Raw genomic sequence first — 17225 nt, 5'->3', positions numbered from 1 at the left:
CGATGACTCCAGCCAGAACGGTCTGCCCTTCCAGAACGTTCCTGACCCGTTGCTCATAGGTTTGTAGATGCTTGGGCAATCTGATCCCAAAACTGGCCAGTAATCCGCGTATCGTGTTTTCCGTGTTCATGCGCATCTTGATGGCGACCTCGCGGGCGCGCAACAGAGCGCGACGTTCCTGTGCGAGGCGGCTCTTGACCTCAATCTTCTTGTAAAACCCCGTCCGGGCCAGTTCCGAGAGCATGGCCGCGTCATTCTCGTCGGTCTTGTTGTGCATCTGGCTCAGAACTGCATGAGCCTGACGCGCATCAATACAAACCATTGGAAGGCCCCTATGGCTGAGTTCATCATACAACCAGTTCGCCATCCGGCCCGTCTCGAGGACGACACAAACGATATGGTCCATCTCCGCACCCAAAGCGCGTGCGAGGACATCCGGGTCAGTGGGTTTTTTGAAAGACGTCACGATGTCACCGCGTTCATCCCGCAGGCAAACCGCCGTTGCATCCTTCGATACATCAAGGCCAACAAAATAACGTTTCATCACAGCTCTCCTTTTTTTGATGCGGCAACTATGTACCGCCAGAGCGCGCGGATGATCAATTACTCAGAGTGATGTCGGTGACCCAGAACTGGTCTGGCGCATCCACGTCGAACTCCCGGTTCAGGGTGTTGCCAGCCACGACAGCCGGGCTGCCACCGTAGGAGCCGGGCTTCTTTTTGTAACCAATCTGGGCTCTTATGCCCGCAAGGCGGGCAAGACGCCAAGCCCGATTGGGGCTGATGTCGTCACCCAGATCGCACAAATCATCTTGGAGCTTACGATAGCCATAAACTTTGCCGCTATCGTCCCAAGCTTTCTTCAGCAACTTGGTTTGGCGCTGATCTTCCAACGCTCGCTGACAAAATGGCTCACGCAGCCATGCATAAAAGCCGCTTGCATGCACCGCCAGCATCCGGCACATGCTCCGCACGGCGAACAACAGCCGGTGCTCGGCGATAAACGCATACTTCACCGGGACTCTCTGGCGAAGTATGCGGTCGCCTTTTTTAGGATGTCCCGGCCCGAAGTGACCCGCAGCAGGTCCCGCTTCAGCCGCCGGATCTCATCAGCCTGTTCAACTGGCAAAATCAGGCGATCTTGACGTCAGACGGCATGCCACTTTGGGAATGTCGGTTCAAAGGTGCGGCATCAAACCGTGACAGGTCCAGCCATAGCGCTTCATGGGAAAAGTCAGTCATAGCACCTTGGAACTGAGAGCAGAGCTGCTGGTTCGAACAGGCACTGGTTAACGTTGCCCTAAGCGACGGAATGAGTTGTATATTTTCATGCCAGTTCTTGACAGCTCTAACCTCTGGGCAATAGAATTTTCCTATATTTCAAAATGAAATGGACACTGCGGTGGAAATCAAAAAAGTCGTTACAAATGTCCTGTACACGGGGGCACTATGGGATCAGCTTACCGCAGCATTTGCGCCCGCCCACGTAGAGCGTATCGAACCTGATGATTACGACGGTTTACGCAAATCATTACCTACTACCGCCTGAGGAAATCAAAGGCGAGAACCTACGCTGGGTCCATGTCACCCACGCCGGCGTCGATCGTATCGCGCGGCCGGAAATCCTGAAACGCGGTATTCGTGTGTCCGGATCTGCCGGATATTCAGTCGAGGCACTGGCGGAACACGCGCTGTTTTTCATGCTGTCGCTGGCTTACAAATCCGCTGAATTGTGGGACTCGCAACGCAGATCGGCATGGGAGAAAGAAGGCCGTGAGCATCTGCGCTCGCTCTGCGGGCATACGGTAGGAATTGTTGGCCTAGGGCACATCGGGCAGGCCTTGGCTACACGCTGTGCCGCAATGGGCATGCGCGTGGTGGGGTATCGCCGCAGCGTCGGGCCAGCGCCCGCCGGGGTTGATCATATGTATACGGCAGATGATGAAAACGGTCTGGAAAAGCTACTTGGTGAATCCGACTACGTTGTTCTTGCCCTTCCTTTGACGAATGCAAGTCGCGGCCTGATGAATGCCCGCACCCTCGCCATGATGAAACGCAGCGCCAAACTTATCAATATCGCGCGGGGCGAAGTGGTGGATGAAACGGCGTTGATAAACGCACTCAAGAAAGACGAGATTGCTGGCGCAGGGCTTGACGTCTTTTGCCAAGAACCGCTGCCCTCTGACAGCCCGCTCTGGACCTTGCCCAATGTTTTGATCACACCACATACCTCGGCGCGAGAGCCGGACCGCGATGAGCGGGCTGTGGCTTTGATTTGCGACAATATTGGCCGTTATCGTGCGGGACTGGTCCTTCATAACGAAGTCTCAGATGATGACCTCTTCACGCCATAACTGGCGCGTCGCAAATTTCAAACAAGCTCGTCCCTTTAGCCAGAGAAAATTGTTAACGCAAAACGCTTGAAGCTGCCAATCGTGCATCCGGCATGAAACTTCACTTAGCCTCGCACCAGTGCGAGGCGGCAAGGGCCCACAAAACGACGGTTCCGTTATAGAACGTCTGACCTTAACACCCTATCTGATAGGAGAGACTGCGCGTTGGACGCATGGCGCTCGATAAGCTTTTTCTGTCTTTTTCCTATGGGGATGATCCGCGCAGGCTCATATGCTGCCGCGCCTGACACCAGTTCAGGAAAGAGCGCCTCGACTTCCTCACGGGCCTCTCGTTGCAGGGTTTTGATCGCCTCGGGGCCAAATAAGAAGCTCTCGGCCAGTGCGCCATCAGCCCAAATGACCTGATGCTGGTCGAACATTATGTGCAGATAGTCGATCTCTTGCACCTCTTCATCAAGGTCAACATTCGGAAGGCTTAACAAGCGGAAGGCGGGTATCAGGACCTGAGGGCAATCAAACATGCGCTTGGAGATTGTTGACGAGACAAGCATTCTATGCTGTCGCGACACCCGCAAATCTACGTTGGGCACACCGGGCCCAAGCGCGCCTGCGCGTATGATAATCGGGCGCAATTTGCTGTTTGGCGGCTGGTTCACAAAGCTTACAGGGCTGGTACCGATCCATCTAATCGCCTGCGGCCCATGATCGAGTGTCTCGACAAGATCGCCTATCTTCAGCATCTCAATCGCTCTTGGCCCGATCGGGGTCTTGATCATAGTGCCCCGTGTGAAACACGGCACAGTGGTCGATGACAGAGAAATACCATCCAATAACAAGTAGTTGCTGGAATTGCCGAACGCATACTGACCGCGGATAATTAAAGTGGCGCTGTTATAGGGAGAGGTAAAAGTATATGTGACTGTGTTGGTCTGTTCATGACTGACGGTTATGCTGCCAATATTCGTGTAACCGCTTAAGGCGTTGTCCTTAAGGTCAATGGTCAGCCCACCACCGCCATAATTCAAACTAGTGCCAACTTCCGTTAGGGTAAGCGTTATCGTATATTCTTCACCAGCCGTCAGGTTGACCACTTGTGATATTGAATCACCATCCTGAACGTCGTTGTTGCCATAGCCAAAGATCACGCCACCCGATGCAGCATCGGCGGTAGGAGCGGTTGGCCCCGCCCCTGTGACGACCCAATCGTCCAATCCAGACGAAAAATCGCCATTTGTGAGAATAGTCAAAGGTTACCTCCGAAATGAACGACCGGCAAAGGATAATTTTTTACGATCAGTCTTTGTAAATATGTGTAAAAATGTATTGGATCAACCCACTATATCCCTGTGACAAGATTTGCGGTCAACGGTATGGTGTTCGAATTTGAAACGCCGCGATATCGCGTTTATCGGCAAATGACGTTGACAACCTAGCCGCGCTTTTGTGCTGAAAATAAGGAATAGAAATGACCCACGAACAACCTGTTGCTCACTGGCGTATAATCTTGGCAGCCCTCTTGGACTTTTTCACCGCATTTTTGGTGTTGGGCTTTGTTGTCGCGTCGCTATTTGGGGGTATGACTGAAAATGGTTTTCAACTTAATGGGTTGCCCGCACTTGTAGTATTCGGCCTGATATTTGCTTATTTTTGGGCTGGGAAACGATATTTTGGCGGGACGCTTTGGAAGCGCATTCTGAAAGTTCGGTGAAGCTGCGTCGGCAAAGCAGCCTACGGTCCCTAAGGTAGCAAATATCCGCCCTCGGCTGTGTCGACTGTCATCTATGCTGCCCGACACCTTGCCGTCTAGGGCAAGGTGTCTAAATGATCTTGTGATAGGGATTGGTTCGGCAATTATTTCGGCAAGCGGTCTACCAAAAAACTAAGTGCAACAGACAGACCATCCGGTGCGATGCCATGGCCCGTACCTTTCATGACATGACCGTAGGTTTCAAAACCTGCCGCCACCAGTGCGTTACCGGCCAGCCCCATACCTTCAAACGGAACAACAGGGTCTTGGTCACCGTGGACCAGCAAAACCGGCGGCTTCACCACCGCCTCATGCAGCAATTCGGGCGACAACAACCGCCCTGAAATTGATACCACACCGGCCACGGCAGGTTGGCGACGGGGGGCAAGTTGCAGGCTCATCATTGCGCCTTGCGAAAAGCCCACCAGCGCAAGCGCCTCGGGCGGCAAGCCTTCTTCGGCCAGTTTTTCATCCAAAAATGCGTTCAGATCATCGGTTGCGGCCAACAAGCCTTGGTGTGCGGCCAGCTCGGACGACCCGTCGAGCCATGGAATGGGGAACCACTGCCGCCCCATTGGCGCGCCATTGCACGGCTCGGGCGCGTCGGGCGAATAGAACACGGTGTTGGGCAAGTGCCCTGCCAGTGAATCGGCAAGCCCCAGCAAATCGGCCCCATCGGCGCCGTAGCCATGCACAAAAACCACCATGCTGCGGGCGTGGCCAAAGGCGGCACCCTTGCGCCCCGAAGTCAGTTTACGTGTCATCTGATCCCTTCTCTCGCGGTTGAAACGCGGTAATAAGCCCATAAAATCCGTGCCGCAACAGATCGCCACGGCGCCCAATCTTGCGCCATCTGGCGCATCTCTTTTTCTTTGGGGCGGTCGTCCAAATCGAACAACCGCCGTGCGGCTTCTTGCAACGCCAGATCGCCATGCGCAAACACATCGGCGCGGCCAAGGCTGAACATCGCATAAATCTCGGCCGTCCACGTGCCAATGCCCGCCACCGCCGTCAGGGTTTTGATGACTTCGGCATCCGGCATTTGCGGCAAGGCGGCGTAGTCGATCCGCGCCAAAGCCAGTGCATGCGCATAGCGGATTTTCTGACGAGACAGGCCACAGGCACGCAAATCCTCTTCGGTAGCGGTTGAAACTGCGTCCTCATTGGTCAGACCGGCCGCTTCAAGCCGTAGCCAAATCGCGCGGGCCGATTGGGTGCTGACCTGCTGGCCGATGATAGCGTCCAGCAGCGCCGCAAACCCGCCCGCACGCAGCCGCAGCGGCAAAGGGCCTGTCTGTGCCAACGCATGGGCAAAGCACGGATCAGCCTTGGCCAACCATCGCGCGCCTTCGGCCACACATGCATCCCCCGTGATAATCCGCCCGACCATTACGCCCCCATTTTGCGGCAAGCTAGCGGGGCGACAGGGCTAGCGAAACCCCCAAAAGGCGGGATTGCGATTGTAGCCATGACAATTTGCCTCTTGCCCGAATTGGCCCCTTAGGAATAATCAGCCTTATGACCCAAATAGCCCCCCTTCCCGCCTCCGCAGAGTCTCGCCGCAACGTGTGGGTCTTGGTTGCCGCCCAAGCCATTCTTGGCGCGCAGATGCCGATGATCTTTACCATTGCCGGATTGGCGGGACAATCACTGGCGTCAAACGCCTGCTGGGCCACGCTGTCGATTTCGGTCATGGTCGTGGGCTCGATGCTTTCAGCGACCCCACTTTCGGCGATCATGCAGAAATACGGGCGGCGCGTTGGGTTTGTGATTGGGACAATGGCGGGTGCCATAGGTGCTGCGATAGGCGCTTACGGACTTTACATCGGGTCTTTTCCGATTTTCCTGTTGGGTGCGGTTTTTTCGGGCACGTATATGTCGGCGCAAGGGTTTTACCGGTTTGCGGCTGCCGATACGGCCAGTGACGCGTTTCGCCCCAAGGCGATTTCATGGGTTATGGCGGGTGGGCTTGTTTCGGCGATCATCGGGCCCCAGCTGGTTAAGATCACCGCACAAGCCTTTGTCGTGCCGTTTATGGGCACCTATCTGGCGGTGATCGTGCTCAACATCGTTGGCTCTTTTCTATTCCTCGCGCTGAAAATCCCTACCCCTGCCAAGCCAAAAATCGGCGAGGCCCGTGGCCGTACACGGTGGGAGTTGATCCGTACCCCGCGCATCGCCGTGGCCGTGATCTGTGCGACCGTTTCCTATGCGCTGATGAACCTTGTGATGACATCGTCGCCTTTGGCCGTTGTGGGCTGCGGTTTCACCACCTCAAACGCCGCAGATGTGGTCACGGCGCATGTGTTGGCAATGTATATCCCATCGTTTTTCACGGGTCATTTGATTGCACGCTTTGGCGTGGAAAAGATCATCGCGATTGGCTTGGTTATTCTGGCCGGCGCGGGCGCTGTTGCCCTGACGGGGTTTGAATTGCCGAACTTCTTTGCGGCGCTCGTGTTGTTGGGGATCGGTTGGAACTTTGGCTACATCGGCGCCACAACGATGATCACCGGCGCGCATACGGTGCAAGAACGGGGCCGGATGCAGGGCTTGAACGACCTGCTGGTGTTTGGCGGCGTGACCATGGCATCGCTGTCTTCGGGCGGGTTAATGAACTGCTCGGGCGGCTCGGTGCATGAAGGCTGGGCGGCGGTGAACATGGCGATGGTGCCGTTCTTGGTGCTGGCCGGTGGTGCGCTGATCTGGCTGGCGATGCAGCCAAAAGAGACCACATAAAAAAGGCGCGCAAACCCTGCGCGCCCTTTATATCTTTTCAACAAAGCTGTTACCGCAGGCTTGCCAGCAGGGCTAGGCTAGGTTCACCCGTCACCGCCATGCTACGGCTGGCCTGATAGCCCGAAATCGCCGCACGGGTTTTGGGGCCGATCACGCCGTCATGGCCTTCGGTATCAAAGCCCTTGCTCGTCAGCAGGCGTTGCATTTCCTGCCGATCCGCAATCTGCATACCCGCCGCATCCGGTGGGAAATTGCCACGAATAGCCGGGCGGCCAAGGATACGGTCGGACAAATGGCCAACCCCAATCACATAGCTTTCCGAATTGTTATAGCGGGTGATGGCGGTAAAGTTGCGGAAGGTCATAAAGGCAGGCCCGCCCGTCCCTTCGGGGATGACGATCGAGGCGGCACCGTGGTTTGGTACCACATTGCCATCCATATCGCGTACGCCCATCGCGGCCCAATCAACGGTACTGCGGGTCGAATTGCGGCCTGCAAGCCCTGCGTTAAACCCTGCAGGCAAACGCACCTCAACACCCCAAGGCTGGCCCTTGGTCCAACCCGATTTGGCCAAATAGGCCGCAGTAGACGCCAGCGCATCGGTCGGGTCATCTGACCAAATATCGCGCCGCCCGTCACCGGTAAAATCCACCGCAAACAGCTGATACGACGTGGGAATAAACTGCGTATGCCCCATAGCACCGGCCCAAGACCCTGTCATCCGGTCAGCCGTAACATCGCCGTTTTCCAGAATTTTCAACGCCGCGATCAATTGTTTTTCAAAAAACGCGCCGCGTCGCCCTTCATAGGCCAAAGTCGAGACTGCCGAGATCACCGGAATATCGCCGCGCCGCTCGCCGAAAAAGCTTTCCAGCCCCCAAACAGCGGCGACGACATTGCCCTCGACGCCATAGCGCCGTTCGATCGCGTCAAGCGTGCTGCGATGGCGGGCGTAAGCCGCCTGCCCCTTAGACACCCGTTCCGCCGAGGCGGCGATCGCCAAATAGTCCTGAAGGCTGCGCTTGAATTCGGTCTGGTTGCGGTCGCGCTCAATCACCTCGGGCACAAAGCCCGCGTGGCGAAAGGCGGCGTTCATGGTCGATTGGCTAACGCTGGTGGTGCGGGCCCGAAAGCTGGCAACCCATTTGTCATAGCCTGCGTCGGGTTCTGTGTGGTAAAGCGTGGGCGTCCGCGCCGAAACGGCCCCCATGCGCGCCCCACCGCCAACGCAGCCTGACAGCATCAGCGCGCCCAGCCCAAAAAGTGTTGTTCTTTTGCTCGCTTGCATTCGTAATGCTCCTCAAAATTTTGCAGGGCATTCGCCCGTTTTTTTTCAAGGTAGCGCAATTTGGAAGGCGGGGAAAGGGAACCTAATAGCGATGGGTGAAAGCCTGCCAAACCAGCCTGCCGCGGCGTGAAAACTCTGACAGGTGCAGCTTGCCTTCGCCAACGCGGCCCGGCTCTACCACCGCCATTTTCAGCAAGGCGGGCGCTTGCCAACCGCCAAGCAACGCCGGGCGGGCGCAGGGTTCAACTCCTGCCTTGCGCGCCGCATTCAGCCGAGCAAGCCCGCGTTCTGCCAGCGCCTTGATGCCCACATCGCGCCCGTCCAGCAGCGGAATACGGCCCCGTGCGGCCAACTCGGGTACCGCCTGCAAATAGGCGGCAAGCCCTGCGGCCCAACCAAAATCACGCAACCCCTGCCCCGTAGCGGCCCCAAGCGCACGCCCCGACAGCCACATCAAGCTGCCTGCGGTATCGTCCAAATAGGCATCAAACGCGGCCACATCTTCAAAACCATCGGAATAAATATCCCAACGCCGCGCAGCAACCATGCAGTCTAAGTTGTCCAATGGCAGGCCGCGTGCGGTGATCAGATCGGCCAGCGGTTGCATCACCTCATGCGCCCGAACCGTACCGCGCCCCACATCCTCTAGCGCGTCGCGCCACCATTGCAGGCGCATCTCGGCGATCATCGGCTCTTTGCTGGCCCAAGGGGCGCGGGCCACCTCTAGGTTAAACGCATAAAGCGCGGCCAAGGCCGGGCGCGCAGCAGGCGGCGCGGCCATAAGCGCGGCAAAGCGCGTTGGATCGCCACGCTCAATGAGGGCCAGAAGATCTGTCTGCATTGCTCTACCCTAAGCTCTCAAGCATCATGCCGCGCCGTCGCGTATCAGCTTCCACATCACTGCATCCAACAAGGCCTCAAAGCTGGCATCAACGATGTTCGCCGAAACGCCCACGGTTGACCAACGCCGCCCCTGCGCATCCTCACTGTCGATAATCACGCGCGTCACCGCTTCGGTGCCGCCTTGGGTGATCCGCACCTTGAAATCGACCAAATGCATATCGTCGATCAACGTCTGATAGGGCCCAAGGTCCTTGGCCAGCGCCTTCCACAACGCATTCACGGGGCCCCGGTCAGTACCGCGCGCGTCCATCGACTCCGATACTGACAGCATCTTTTGATCGCCGATTTTCACGACCACCACCGCCTCAGAGAGCGTAATCATCTGGTCGCGCTTGTTCTTGCGGCGCTCCACAGTGACGCGGTAGCGCTTTACCTCAAAGAACTGCGGGCACAGGCCCAAAGCCCGCCGCGCCAACAGCTCAAAGCTCGCCTGCGCGCCGTCATAGGCATAGCCCTGATCCTCACGCAGCTTGATATCGTCCAAAATACCCGCCAGCCGAGGGTCGCGTGAATCAACCTCTATCCCCGCTGCGGCCAATCGCGCCCGCAGGTTCGATTGACCCGCTTGGTTTGACATCGGAATAATCCGCGCATTGCCCACCAATTCCGGCGCGATATGCTCATAGGTCGTGGGGTCTTTTAAAATCGCAGACGCATGCAGCCCCGCCTTATGCGCAAAAGCCGAGGCCCCAATATACGCCGCCCCCCGCGAAGGCACACGGTTCAGTACATCATCCAGCATCCGGCTGGTACGCAACAGGCCCGCAAGTGCCTCTGTGCTGACACCCGTTTCGAACTGGCTGGCGTAGGGCTCTTTCAACAACAACGTCGGGATCAAAGACACCAAGTTCGCATTGCCGCACCGCTCGCCCAACCCGTTCAGCGTGCCCTGAATTTGCCGCGCCCCCGCATCGACTGCAGCCAAAGAACAGGCCACGGCGTTGCCCGTATCATCATGGCAATGAATGGCCAAATGGTCGCCCGGAATGCCCGCTGTAATCACCTCGGCTGTGATCCGCCCCACCTCGGCCGGCAAAGTGCCGCCGTTGGTATCGCACAGCACAATCCACCGCGCGCCCGCATCATAGGCCGCCCGTAAACAGGCCAAAGCATAGTCAGGGTTGGCCCGGTAACCGTCAAAGAAATGCTCGGCATCAAACAAGGCCTCACGGCCTTTGGCGATGATATGCTTGAAAGACGTGGCAATCGCCTCACGGTTTTCCTCAAGGGTCACACCGAGGGCAGTGGTCACATGAAACTCATGCGTCTTACCCACAAGGCACACCGCAGGCGTATCCGCATCCAAAACAGCCGCCAAAACATCATCATTCTCGGCTGATCGCCCAACCCGCTTGGTCATCCCAAACGCCGTCATCGTGGCGCGTATTTCAGGCCGATCGGCAAAAAACTCACTATCCGTCGGGTTCGCCCCCGGCCACCCACCCTCGATATAGTCCACACCCAAAGCATCCAGCGCCCGCGCGATCTGCACCTTCTCAGCGGTTGAGAACTGCACCCCTTGGGTCTGCTGCCCATCCCGAAGAGTGGTATCAAACAAATAAAGCCGTTCTTTCATACCACACCACCCATCGCGCTTTCTGTTCGGCCCAAATATCCTCGGGGGTGTTGCTTTGCGCTGCAAAGCAACTTCGGGGGCAGACAGCCCCCGCTGCGTGCCAAGCAAACCAACATCACTCGATCGCCCCCAATTTTTCGGCATCAAATCCGGCACCGGGCTGCAACACAACACCATCCTTACCCATCTGAATCTCAACACCTGCAGCAACCAACGCCGCCTTCATCGCGTCAACTGCCGTAAAATTTTTCGACTGCTTGGCGTCCATCCAAACCGCCGCCAGACGATCGGCATAGGCGCTCAGGTCCACCGCTTTCGCCCAGTCCCCCATACCCGGCTCCAAGAGACCGACCAATTGTGCAGAATTCAAAGCAATTGATTTTACATTCCGCAGCGCCACTTCGGGTGAGGGCGCATTTTCATCGGGAAAAATACCCAAAACATCATAAAGATGCCTGAATTCTCCGTCACTAGCTTTCTCAATTGATGTGAATATACGATGTAGAGCTGCAAGTGCGCCCCACGTATTCAGGTCATCAGCAATCGCCGAAACGACAGATTCGCTAATTTCGTCGCCTGCCTGAACATCTCGCACCATTTCCCGCCACTTACGCAAAGTCGCCTGCGCCTGTTCAGCCTTCTCCGCCGTCCAATCCATCGTTTTGCGGTAATGGGTTTGCAGGAACACAAACCTGATCACCTCACCCGGTATGCCTTGGTCGAGCAAATCGCGGACGGTAAAGAAATTGCCCAAGGACTTGGACATTTTCTTACCCTCAACCTGCAACATCTCATTGTGCAGCCAGACATTGGCAAACCCCTCATCGGGGTTGGCACAGCAGCTTTGGGCCAGCTCGTTTTCATGGTGCGGAAAGGTCAAATCCGTGCCGCCGCCGTGGATGTCAAACGATGGTCCCAACAGTGCCTGCGACATGGCCGAACATTCGATATGCCAGCCCGGGCGGCCCCGCCCCCAAGGGCTATCCCAGCCCGGCGTTACATCATCAGACGGTTTCCACAGCACAAAATCCATCGGATCGCGCTTATACGGTGCCACCTCTACCCGCGCGCCGGCGATCATATCATCAACCGAGCGGCCGGAAAGCTGGCCATAGGCGGGGAAAGAGCGCACGTCGAACAGCACATGCCCCTCGGCCGAATAGGCGTGGCCTTTTGAGATCAAATCCTCAGTCATCGCGATCATCTGGGTGATATATTCAGTCGCGCGCGGCTCCTCGGTCGGGCGCAGGTTGCCAAGGGCATCCATATCGGCATGGTACCACGCGATGGTTTCCTCGGTCCGCTGATGGATCAGCTCCTCTAACGTGCCAGCCTCACCTGCTTTTTGGCGGCGCAAGGCCTCGGCGTTTATCTTATCATCGACATCGGTGAAATTGCGCACGTATGTCACGTGATCTGGCCCATAAACCTGCCGCAGCAACCGAAACAGCACGTCAAACATGATCACATTGCGCGCATTGCCAATATGGGCACGATCATAAACTGTCGGCCCGCACAAATAAATCCGCACATTTTCGGCATCAATCGGGGTGAAAACCTCTTTCACGCGTGTCTTGGAATTGTGCAGTTTGATCGTGGTCATATTGATACCCTTGTGCAGCAGTCGCAGCATTAACTCCGGCCTTGTGGCGTGGGCATATCAACTTCGTCTTTGATTGGAAACGAAAAGAAAACAGGCCCGCGTGACAAATGTCAGCAGGTAATGCAGCAAATGCAAATGGCGCCTGTATTTTTCATATGCATTCCTTAGCACAAACGCCCCAACCGCGCCAAGTGGCTTGTTATGCCTGCGCGGCCCGTGCATCGTTGACGCCCGTTCACCAAAAGGAATTTGCCGATGCTGCGCGTGTTGATCGTTCTCTTGTGGTTACCGTTTGCCGGTTTTGCCCAAACCTATCCAGCACCCACCAGCGATTTGGTCAATGATTACGCCAATCTTATACCACCCGAGGCAGCAAGCCGCATCACAGCCGCGCTGCAAGCCGCGCGCGACGAGACCGGTATTCATATCGTGCTGGCGACCATCGAGCGCCAAGCCGATTATGGCGGCACAGGGCGCTTTGCCGATTTCGCAACAGGCTGGTTCAATGCATGGGGGATAGGAGACTCCACCCGCAATGATGGCATTCTAATTCTTGTTGGCCGCCAAGACCGCGAAATGCGCATTGCCTTGGGCCGCGCTTATGGCCCGATTTGGGACGGGCGGGCGCAACGGGTGATCGATAGCGCCATGCTGCCAGCCTTTCGCAATGAAGATTATGCAAAAGGGCTGGAAGCCGGTGCAATGATGGCGATTGACCAACTCGCCCGTCCTTTTGCCACCAATCAGGTCGTTACAGACAGCAGCGGTTTTCCGGACGAGCCGTTATTGGATCAGATTCTTGCACCACTTATGTTCGCACTCGCCTGTGCGGGAATACTATTTGCAGCCTTTCGACGCAAAATTGACGGTTTTGCGGTGCGGTTTCGCAAATGCCCCAACTGCGGCGCGCGCCAGTTGCACCTGTCGCATAACATCACCGTACAAGCGGGTGAAGCTACCCAAGGTCAAGGCCAGCGCCATCTGACCTGTGGAAATTGTGGGAATGATCGCAGCGACAGTTATGTCATTTCGTCCAACGCCGAGGCGCGCAAAGCAAGTTCATCCTCGAACAGTCGCTTTGGCGGTGGCAGCTCGGGTGGTGGTGGGGCATCGGGAAAATGGTAGCAACGGCACATAAAAAGGCAGGGCGCACATAGCGCGCGCCCTGCCCTTAGTCTTGCATAAAAAGTTAGAGTTGCTCTAACTTAGAAACGGTAGCCAACGCGGATTTGCGCAGTGTTGCCGCTGGCATCGATACCGGTGCTGTCAAAGTTGTTAAACTTGTTGCGTGCGACTTCGGCACCAACAGTCCATTTGTCGTTGATGGCATAGTCCATGCCAACGCCGAAAACATAACCGGTGTCGGAATAGTCAGTGCCGCCCAAAGTGGCGTTTGCGTGCGTCGCGCCAACTGTACCGTATACCAATGTCTTGCCAAGATCATAGCCAGCCATGAATTTCAACTGGGTCATGTTGTCCAGTTTACCTGTTGTGCCCAGGTCGATGTTTGCACCGTTATACGCAAGCTCTGCACCAGCAACAAACTGGCCAAAGTCATAGCGGTAACCTGCATGTACGCCACCGATAGCGCCGTTGCCATTTGCACCGGTAATCTGTGTAGACGCGGCACCGTAGCCCAACTGGGCGCCAGCATAGAAGCCAGTCCATTCGCCCGAAGCATGTGCCATAACTGGGGCCGCTACTGGGGCAAGTACTGGCTCGGAAACTGGCTCGGTCAGGCCGCCAGCGAATGCAGGTGCGGAGAGTGCTGTCGCGAATGCGAGGGAAGTCAAAAATTTCATGTGTCTACCTTTCTTATGCGTAAAACGGTTCGAACCGTCTACGGTGACAACCCTCAAATACACTATCGGTTCCAAAGTGTTAGCCCCTTTCACGCGCCTGTGATTTGTCGAGAGGTGAACGGATCGGAAATGCGCCCAAACCCGCCGATAGTAGGGTCAAAGTCGGCCATCCTTTGCCGACCACCGACCCGTTTGCGCTAAACTGATGTAGATCAATGCGTCGATTTTTCCTCTAACGCCATCCACTCCGATTCCAGCGCAGACAACTGTGTTTGCCGCTCGGCCATCATTTCGGAGGCTTTGCGGAATTTGACCGGCTCTTTGGTGAACAGATCATCCGATTCGAGCAACTCACCCAGTTTGGAAATCTCGGCTTCCATCTTGGCGATCAAATCAGGCAGGTTTTCCAGCCGCTTACGCTCGGTAAAGGACAATGTGTCAACGCGTTTTGCCTCGGTTTTAACCATAGGCGCAGGCGCAGATTTGGCCTTAAAGGTTTCCTCGGGCGCCCATGCGGTATCGCGCTGATCCATATAATCCGACCAACCGCCGGGGAACACGCCAACACGGCCATTCCCTTCCAGCGCCACGGTCGAAGTCGCCACGCGGTCGATGAAATCGCGGTCGTGGCTGACCAGCAGCACGGTGCCGTCATAATCGCCCAAAATATCTTGGAGCAGGTCCAGCGTCTCTACGTCAAGATCGTTGGTAGGTTCGTCCAAAATCAACAGGTTAGACGGTTTTGCCATAATCCGCGCCAAGAGCAACCGCGCCTTTTCACCACCCGAGAGCGACCGTACCGGTGCCCGCGCCTGCGCCTCGTTGAACAAGAAATCCTTTAGATAGCCGACGACATGCTTGGGCATACCGCGTACCATAATTTGGTCGGAGCTGCCAGAAACCGCCATCGTCGGGTCATTGGTCAGGTTGTCCCACAGGCTGGCGTTGGGGTCCAACTGCGCGCGGGTTTGATCAAACACCGCGATATCCAGATTGGTACCCAGCGTGATGGTGCCGCTATCCGGCTGAATTTCACCCGTCAGCATTTTCAACAAGGTGGTTTTGCCAATACCGTTCGGCCCGACAAAAGCAATCCGGTCGCCGCGCAGCACCCGCAGATCAAGGTTATCAACGATTTTCGTATCGCCAAAGGATTTGAAAATCCCTTTAGCTTCAACCACACGCTTGCCCGATGTCGTGCCCGATTCCAGCGCCATCTGCGCGGTACCCTGACGGCGGATTTGGCCCGCGCGTTCGGCCCGCAAATCAGCAAGCGCGCGCACACGGCCTTGGTTGCGTTTACGCCGCGCCGAAATGCCCTCAACCGCCCAACGCGCCTCGGCTTTGATCTTGCGGTCCAGCTTGTGGCGCTGGTCGTCTTCCTCGGACCAAACGGTTTCGCGCCATTCCTCAAACCCGTCAAAACCGGATTCGCGGCGGCGCACTTGGCCACGGTCAATCCACAAGGTCGCCCGCGTTAGCGCCTTAAGGAAAGCACGGTCGTGGGAAATCAGAACAAAGGCGGTGCGGGTCGATTTCAGCTCTTCTTCGAGCCATTGAATCGCTTGAATATCAAGGTGGTTGGTCGGCTCGTCCAGCAGCATCAGTTCCGGCGCCTCGGCCATCAAGCGCGCCAGCGCTGCACGACGGCGTTCCCCGCCAGAGGCAGATGTGACCAGCGTTTCAGGATTAAACTTTAACCCTTCGGCAACCATCGCGACTTTATATTCCTCACCCTCGGGCAGGTTCGCGGCGGCGTAATCGCCAAGCGTTTGATAGGCCGAAAGATCGGGGTCTTGTTCCATATAGCCCACGGTCACACCGGGCGGCACAACGCGGGTACCAGCATCAGGCTCGGTCAGCCCCGCCATAACCTTCATCAAGGTTGATTTGCCCGACCCATTGCGCCCGACCAGCGCCACACGGTCACCGGGATGCACAACCAGATCAAGATTGTCGAACACCGGATCGCCGCCAAATGTCAGCATTATACCGGAAAGTTGCAAAAGCGGTGCGCGGGCCATGGGATTACCTTGATGTCAGAAAGAGTGAAAAAGCCGCCCCCTTTGGGACGGCTCAATAGCTAGGCAAAGACAGGCGGGCGATTAGCCAACCAGTTCAAGGCCCGAGAAGTAGAACGCGATTTCGCGTGCTGCGGCTTCTGGGCTGTCCGAACCGTGAACCGAGTTTTCGCCAACCGACAAAGCGAATTCTTTACGAACGGTGCCTTCATCAGCGTTTGCGGGGTTGGTAGCGCCCATAACTTCGCGGTTTTTCAGGATGGCGTTTTCGCCTTCCAAAACCTGAACGATGATCGGCGCAGAGGACATGAACTCTACCAATTCGCCGTAAAACGGGCGCGCAGCATGCTCGGCATAAAACGCGCCAGCTTGGTCAGCCGACAAGTGAATGCGCTTTTGCGCAACAATACGCAGGCCAGCTTCTTCAAACTTGGCGTTGATTTTGCCAGTCAGGTTACGGTTGGTCGCGTCAGGTTTGATCATCGAAAGGGTGCGTTCTACGGCCATGGTCTTCTCACTTTATAATGCGCGGGTGTCCGCGAGATGTTTGTGGGCGCCTGCTATCACGCGCGGGCGGCCTTGAAAAGACCTGCAATCGCGCCTGATTTACGCCAAATGCGCCGCAACTTTGCGCAAGGTCCACCAGACAATCCCCTTATGCGCAACGCCCACGGGCAACATATAGGCCCGACCGAACCAGTTATGCGTGATAACCGAACTGGTGATTGTCAGAACGCGGTCGTAGGTGGTGACAGTCGTCATCACATCCAAATGCCTATCGCGCGCGGTTAGAACCAGCAGGCCCTCGCCGACCGCCTCCACAGTGAAAAAATCAATCTTGTCGCCCACTTGCACGGCCCCGCGCAGTGCCCCTGAAAATCCTTTGATCGGGGCCACATTAAACCAGCCGGAAATCCGGTCACGCAGCCACATCGCGGTGGCCATGCCCGGAATTGGGCTTTGCATGGCAATATTCCACGCTTGCAGCGCCGTGATATCGCGCGGCAGAGTCAGGCTTTGCGCGTTGACGTAATCCAGATCCTTTGCATCAGCGACAAGTGGTATCTGCATGGCCCTATTTTGCCCTTTCTTGGAGTCTAAATTCTGTCGTGACGTAAAAAGCCCCCCAATACCAGCCGCTAAACCCATGAGGTGGATTGACCTTCCCATCTGCTTCGGGCAAGGCGTGGCG

16 protein-coding genes and 1 pseudogene are annotated in these 17225 nt (G+C 56.5%); 4 read left to right on the top strand and 13 right to left on the bottom strand.

Annotated elements, in window-relative coordinates; translation table 11 throughout:
* Together ACEN2J_RS10465 and ACEN2J_RS10460 are read right to left on the bottom strand one after the other, a co-directional pair.
* On the bottom strand, window positions 1–544 hold a 544-nt coding region (locus ACEN2J_RS10465), incomplete at its 3' end, for an IS110 family transposase (RefSeq protein ID WP_442105624.1).
* A gap of 67 nt (window positions 545–611) precedes the next feature.
* Window positions 612–1120: pseudogene (locus tag ACEN2J_RS10460) on the bottom strand (IS3 family transposase); the annotation flags it as partial.
* Between the two features lie 385 nt (window positions 1121–1505).
* On the opposite strand from ACEN2J_RS10460, the gene ACEN2J_RS10455 reads away from it, so the two are divergent.
* Window positions 1506–2354: a D-2-hydroxyacid dehydrogenase gene (locus ACEN2J_RS10455; RefSeq protein ID WP_442105622.1), complete on the top strand. Its 849-nt coding sequence runs from the start codon at window positions 1506–1508 to the stop codon at window positions 2352–2354.
* Window positions 2355–2509: 155 nt separating this feature from the next.
* Here ACEN2J_RS10455 and ACEN2J_RS10450 read toward each other — a convergent pair whose 3' ends face one another.
* A complete protein-coding gene (locus ACEN2J_RS10450; protein ID WP_442105621.1) occupies window positions 2510–3601 on the bottom strand; it encodes a Hint domain-containing protein in 1092 nt (363 codons plus the stop codon).
* 218 nt (window positions 3602–3819) lie between these two features.
* On the opposite strand from ACEN2J_RS10450, the gene ACEN2J_RS10445 reads away from it, so the two are divergent.
* Entirely contained in the window at window positions 3820–4062 is a 243-nt protein-coding gene (locus ACEN2J_RS10445) for a hypothetical protein (protein ID WP_442105619.1), read from the top strand.
* 143 nt (window positions 4063–4205) lie between these two features.
* Here ACEN2J_RS10445 and ACEN2J_RS10440 read toward each other — a convergent pair whose 3' ends face one another.
* Together ACEN2J_RS10440 and ACEN2J_RS10435 are read right to left on the bottom strand one after the other, a co-directional pair.
* Window positions 4206–4865 (bottom strand): alpha/beta hydrolase, encoded by a 660-nt coding sequence (locus ACEN2J_RS10440; protein WP_442105618.1) that lies wholly within the window; start codon window positions 4863–4865, stop codon window positions 4206–4208.
* Window positions 4862–5491, bottom strand: coding sequence for a DNA-3-methyladenine glycosylase family protein (locus ACEN2J_RS10435; RefSeq protein ID WP_442105616.1), 630 nt, complete (start codon window positions 5489–5491; stop codon window positions 4862–4864). The genes ACEN2J_RS10440 and ACEN2J_RS10435 overlap by 4 nt, the downstream gene beginning before the upstream one ends.
* Before the next feature lie 128 nt (window positions 5492–5619).
* On the opposite strand from ACEN2J_RS10435, the gene ACEN2J_RS10430 reads away from it, so the two are divergent.
* Entirely contained in the window at window positions 5620–6840 is a 1221-nt protein-coding gene (locus tag ACEN2J_RS10430; RefSeq protein WP_442105614.1) for an MFS transporter, read from the top strand.
* Window positions 6841–6889: 49 nt separating this feature from the next.
* Here ACEN2J_RS10430 and ACEN2J_RS10425 read toward each other — a convergent pair whose 3' ends face one another.
* The 4 genes from ACEN2J_RS10425 to cysS all read right to left on the bottom strand — a co-directional run bounded on the left by ACEN2J_RS10425 (window position 6890) and on the right by cysS (window position 12210).
* Window positions 6890–8128, bottom strand: coding sequence for a lytic murein transglycosylase (locus ACEN2J_RS10425; protein WP_442105613.1), 1239 nt, complete (start codon window positions 8126–8128; stop codon window positions 6890–6892).
* A gap of 82 nt (window positions 8129–8210) precedes the next feature.
* Window positions 8211–8969 (bottom strand): squalene/phytoene synthase family protein, encoded by a 759-nt coding sequence (locus ACEN2J_RS10420; protein WP_442105611.1) that lies wholly within the window; start codon window positions 8967–8969, stop codon window positions 8211–8213.
* A 24-nt stretch (window positions 8970–8993) separates the two neighbouring features.
* Window positions 8994–10607, bottom strand: a complete 1614-nt coding sequence (gene cimA, locus ACEN2J_RS10415; protein ID WP_442105609.1) for a citramalate synthase — start codon at window positions 10605–10607, stop codon at window positions 8994–8996.
* A gap of 115 nt (window positions 10608–10722) precedes the next feature.
* Entirely contained in the window at window positions 10723–12210 is a 1488-nt protein-coding gene (gene cysS / locus ACEN2J_RS10410; RefSeq protein ID WP_442105607.1) for a cysteine--tRNA ligase, read from the bottom strand.
* Between the two features lie 255 nt (window positions 12211–12465).
* On the opposite strand from cysS, the gene ACEN2J_RS10405 reads away from it, so the two are divergent.
* Window positions 12466–13335, top strand: coding sequence for a TPM domain-containing protein (locus ACEN2J_RS10405; protein ID WP_442105605.1), 870 nt, complete (start codon window positions 12466–12468; stop codon window positions 13333–13335).
* A gap of 80 nt (window positions 13336–13415) precedes the next feature.
* Here ACEN2J_RS10405 and ACEN2J_RS10400 read toward each other — a convergent pair whose 3' ends face one another.
* The 4 genes from ACEN2J_RS10400 to ACEN2J_RS10385 form a co-directional block, all read right to left on the bottom strand.
* Entirely contained in the window at window positions 13416–14012 is a 597-nt protein-coding gene (locus ACEN2J_RS10400) for an outer membrane protein (RefSeq protein ID WP_442105603.1), read from the bottom strand.
* A 212-nt stretch (window positions 14013–14224) separates the two neighbouring features.
* Complete coding sequence (locus ACEN2J_RS10395; RefSeq protein WP_442105601.1) at window positions 14225–16036, bottom strand: ABC-F family ATP-binding cassette domain-containing protein; 1812 nt, start codon at window positions 16034–16036, stop codon at window positions 14225–14227.
* A gap of 81 nt (window positions 16037–16117) precedes the next feature.
* On the bottom strand, window positions 16118–16540 hold the full coding sequence (gene ndk / locus ACEN2J_RS10390; protein WP_442105599.1) for a nucleoside-diphosphate kinase: 423 nt from the start codon (window positions 16538–16540) through the stop codon (window positions 16118–16120).
* Between the two features lie 99 nt (window positions 16541–16639).
* Window positions 16640–17104, bottom strand: coding sequence for a DUF2867 domain-containing protein (locus ACEN2J_RS10385; RefSeq protein WP_442105597.1), 465 nt, complete (start codon window positions 17102–17104; stop codon window positions 16640–16642).
* Window positions 17105–17225 lie beyond the last annotated feature (121 nt).

The sequence above is a fragment of the Pseudorhodobacter sp. W20_MBD10_FR17 genome, assembly GCF_052119765.1.
Taxonomy (GTDB): domain Bacteria; phylum Pseudomonadota; class Alphaproteobacteria; order Rhodobacterales; family Rhodobacteraceae; genus Pseudorhodobacter.
This window is presented reverse-complemented; position numbering and strand designations above follow the sequence as displayed.

Bases quoted from the DNA above. Each gene is read 5' to 3' on its own strand.
- ACEN2J_RS10455 (WP_442105622.1), top strand. From the start codon at position 1,506: ATGATTACGACGGTTTACGCAAATCATTACCTACTACCGCCTGAGGAA.
- ACEN2J_RS10445 (WP_442105619.1), top strand. From the start codon at position 3,820: ATGACCCACGAACAACCTGTTGCTCACTGGCGTATAATCTTGGCAGCC.
- ACEN2J_RS10440 (WP_442105618.1), bottom strand. From the start codon at position 4,865: ATGACACGTAAACTGACTTCGGGGCGCAAGGGTGCCGCCTTTGGCCAC.
- ACEN2J_RS10435 (WP_442105616.1), bottom strand. From the start codon at position 5,491: ATGGTCGGGCGGATTATCACGGGGGATGCATGTGTGGCCGAAGGCGCG.
- ACEN2J_RS10430 (WP_442105614.1), top strand. From the start codon at position 5,620: ATGACCCAAATAGCCCCCCTTCCCGCCTCCGCAGAGTCTCGCCGCAAC.
- ACEN2J_RS10425 (WP_442105613.1), bottom strand. From the start codon at position 8,128: ATGCAAGCGAGCAAAAGAACAACACTTTTTGGGCTGGGCGCGCTGATG.
- ACEN2J_RS10420 (WP_442105611.1), bottom strand. From the start codon at position 8,969: ATGCAGACAGATCTTCTGGCCCTCATTGAGCGTGGCGATCCAACGCGC.
- cimA (WP_442105609.1), bottom strand. From the start codon at position 10,607: ATGAAAGAACGGCTTTATTTGTTTGATACCACTCTTCGGGATGGGCAG.
- cysS (WP_442105607.1), bottom strand. From the start codon at position 12,210: ATGACCACGATCAAACTGCACAATTCCAAGACACGCGTGAAAGAGGTT.
- ACEN2J_RS10405 (WP_442105605.1), top strand. From the start codon at position 12,466: ATGCTGCGCGTGTTGATCGTTCTCTTGTGGTTACCGTTTGCCGGTTTT.
- ACEN2J_RS10400 (WP_442105603.1), bottom strand. From the start codon at position 14,012: ATGAAATTTTTGACTTCCCTCGCATTCGCGACAGCACTCTCCGCACCT.
- ACEN2J_RS10395 (WP_442105601.1), bottom strand. From the start codon at position 16,036: ATGGCCCGCGCACCGCTTTTGCAACTTTCCGGTATAATGCTGACATTT.
- ndk (WP_442105599.1), bottom strand. From the start codon at position 16,540: ATGGCCGTAGAACGCACCCTTTCGATGATCAAACCTGACGCGACCAAC.
- ACEN2J_RS10385 (WP_442105597.1), bottom strand. From the start codon at position 17,104: ATGCAGATACCACTTGTCGCTGATGCAAAGGATCTGGATTACGTCAAC.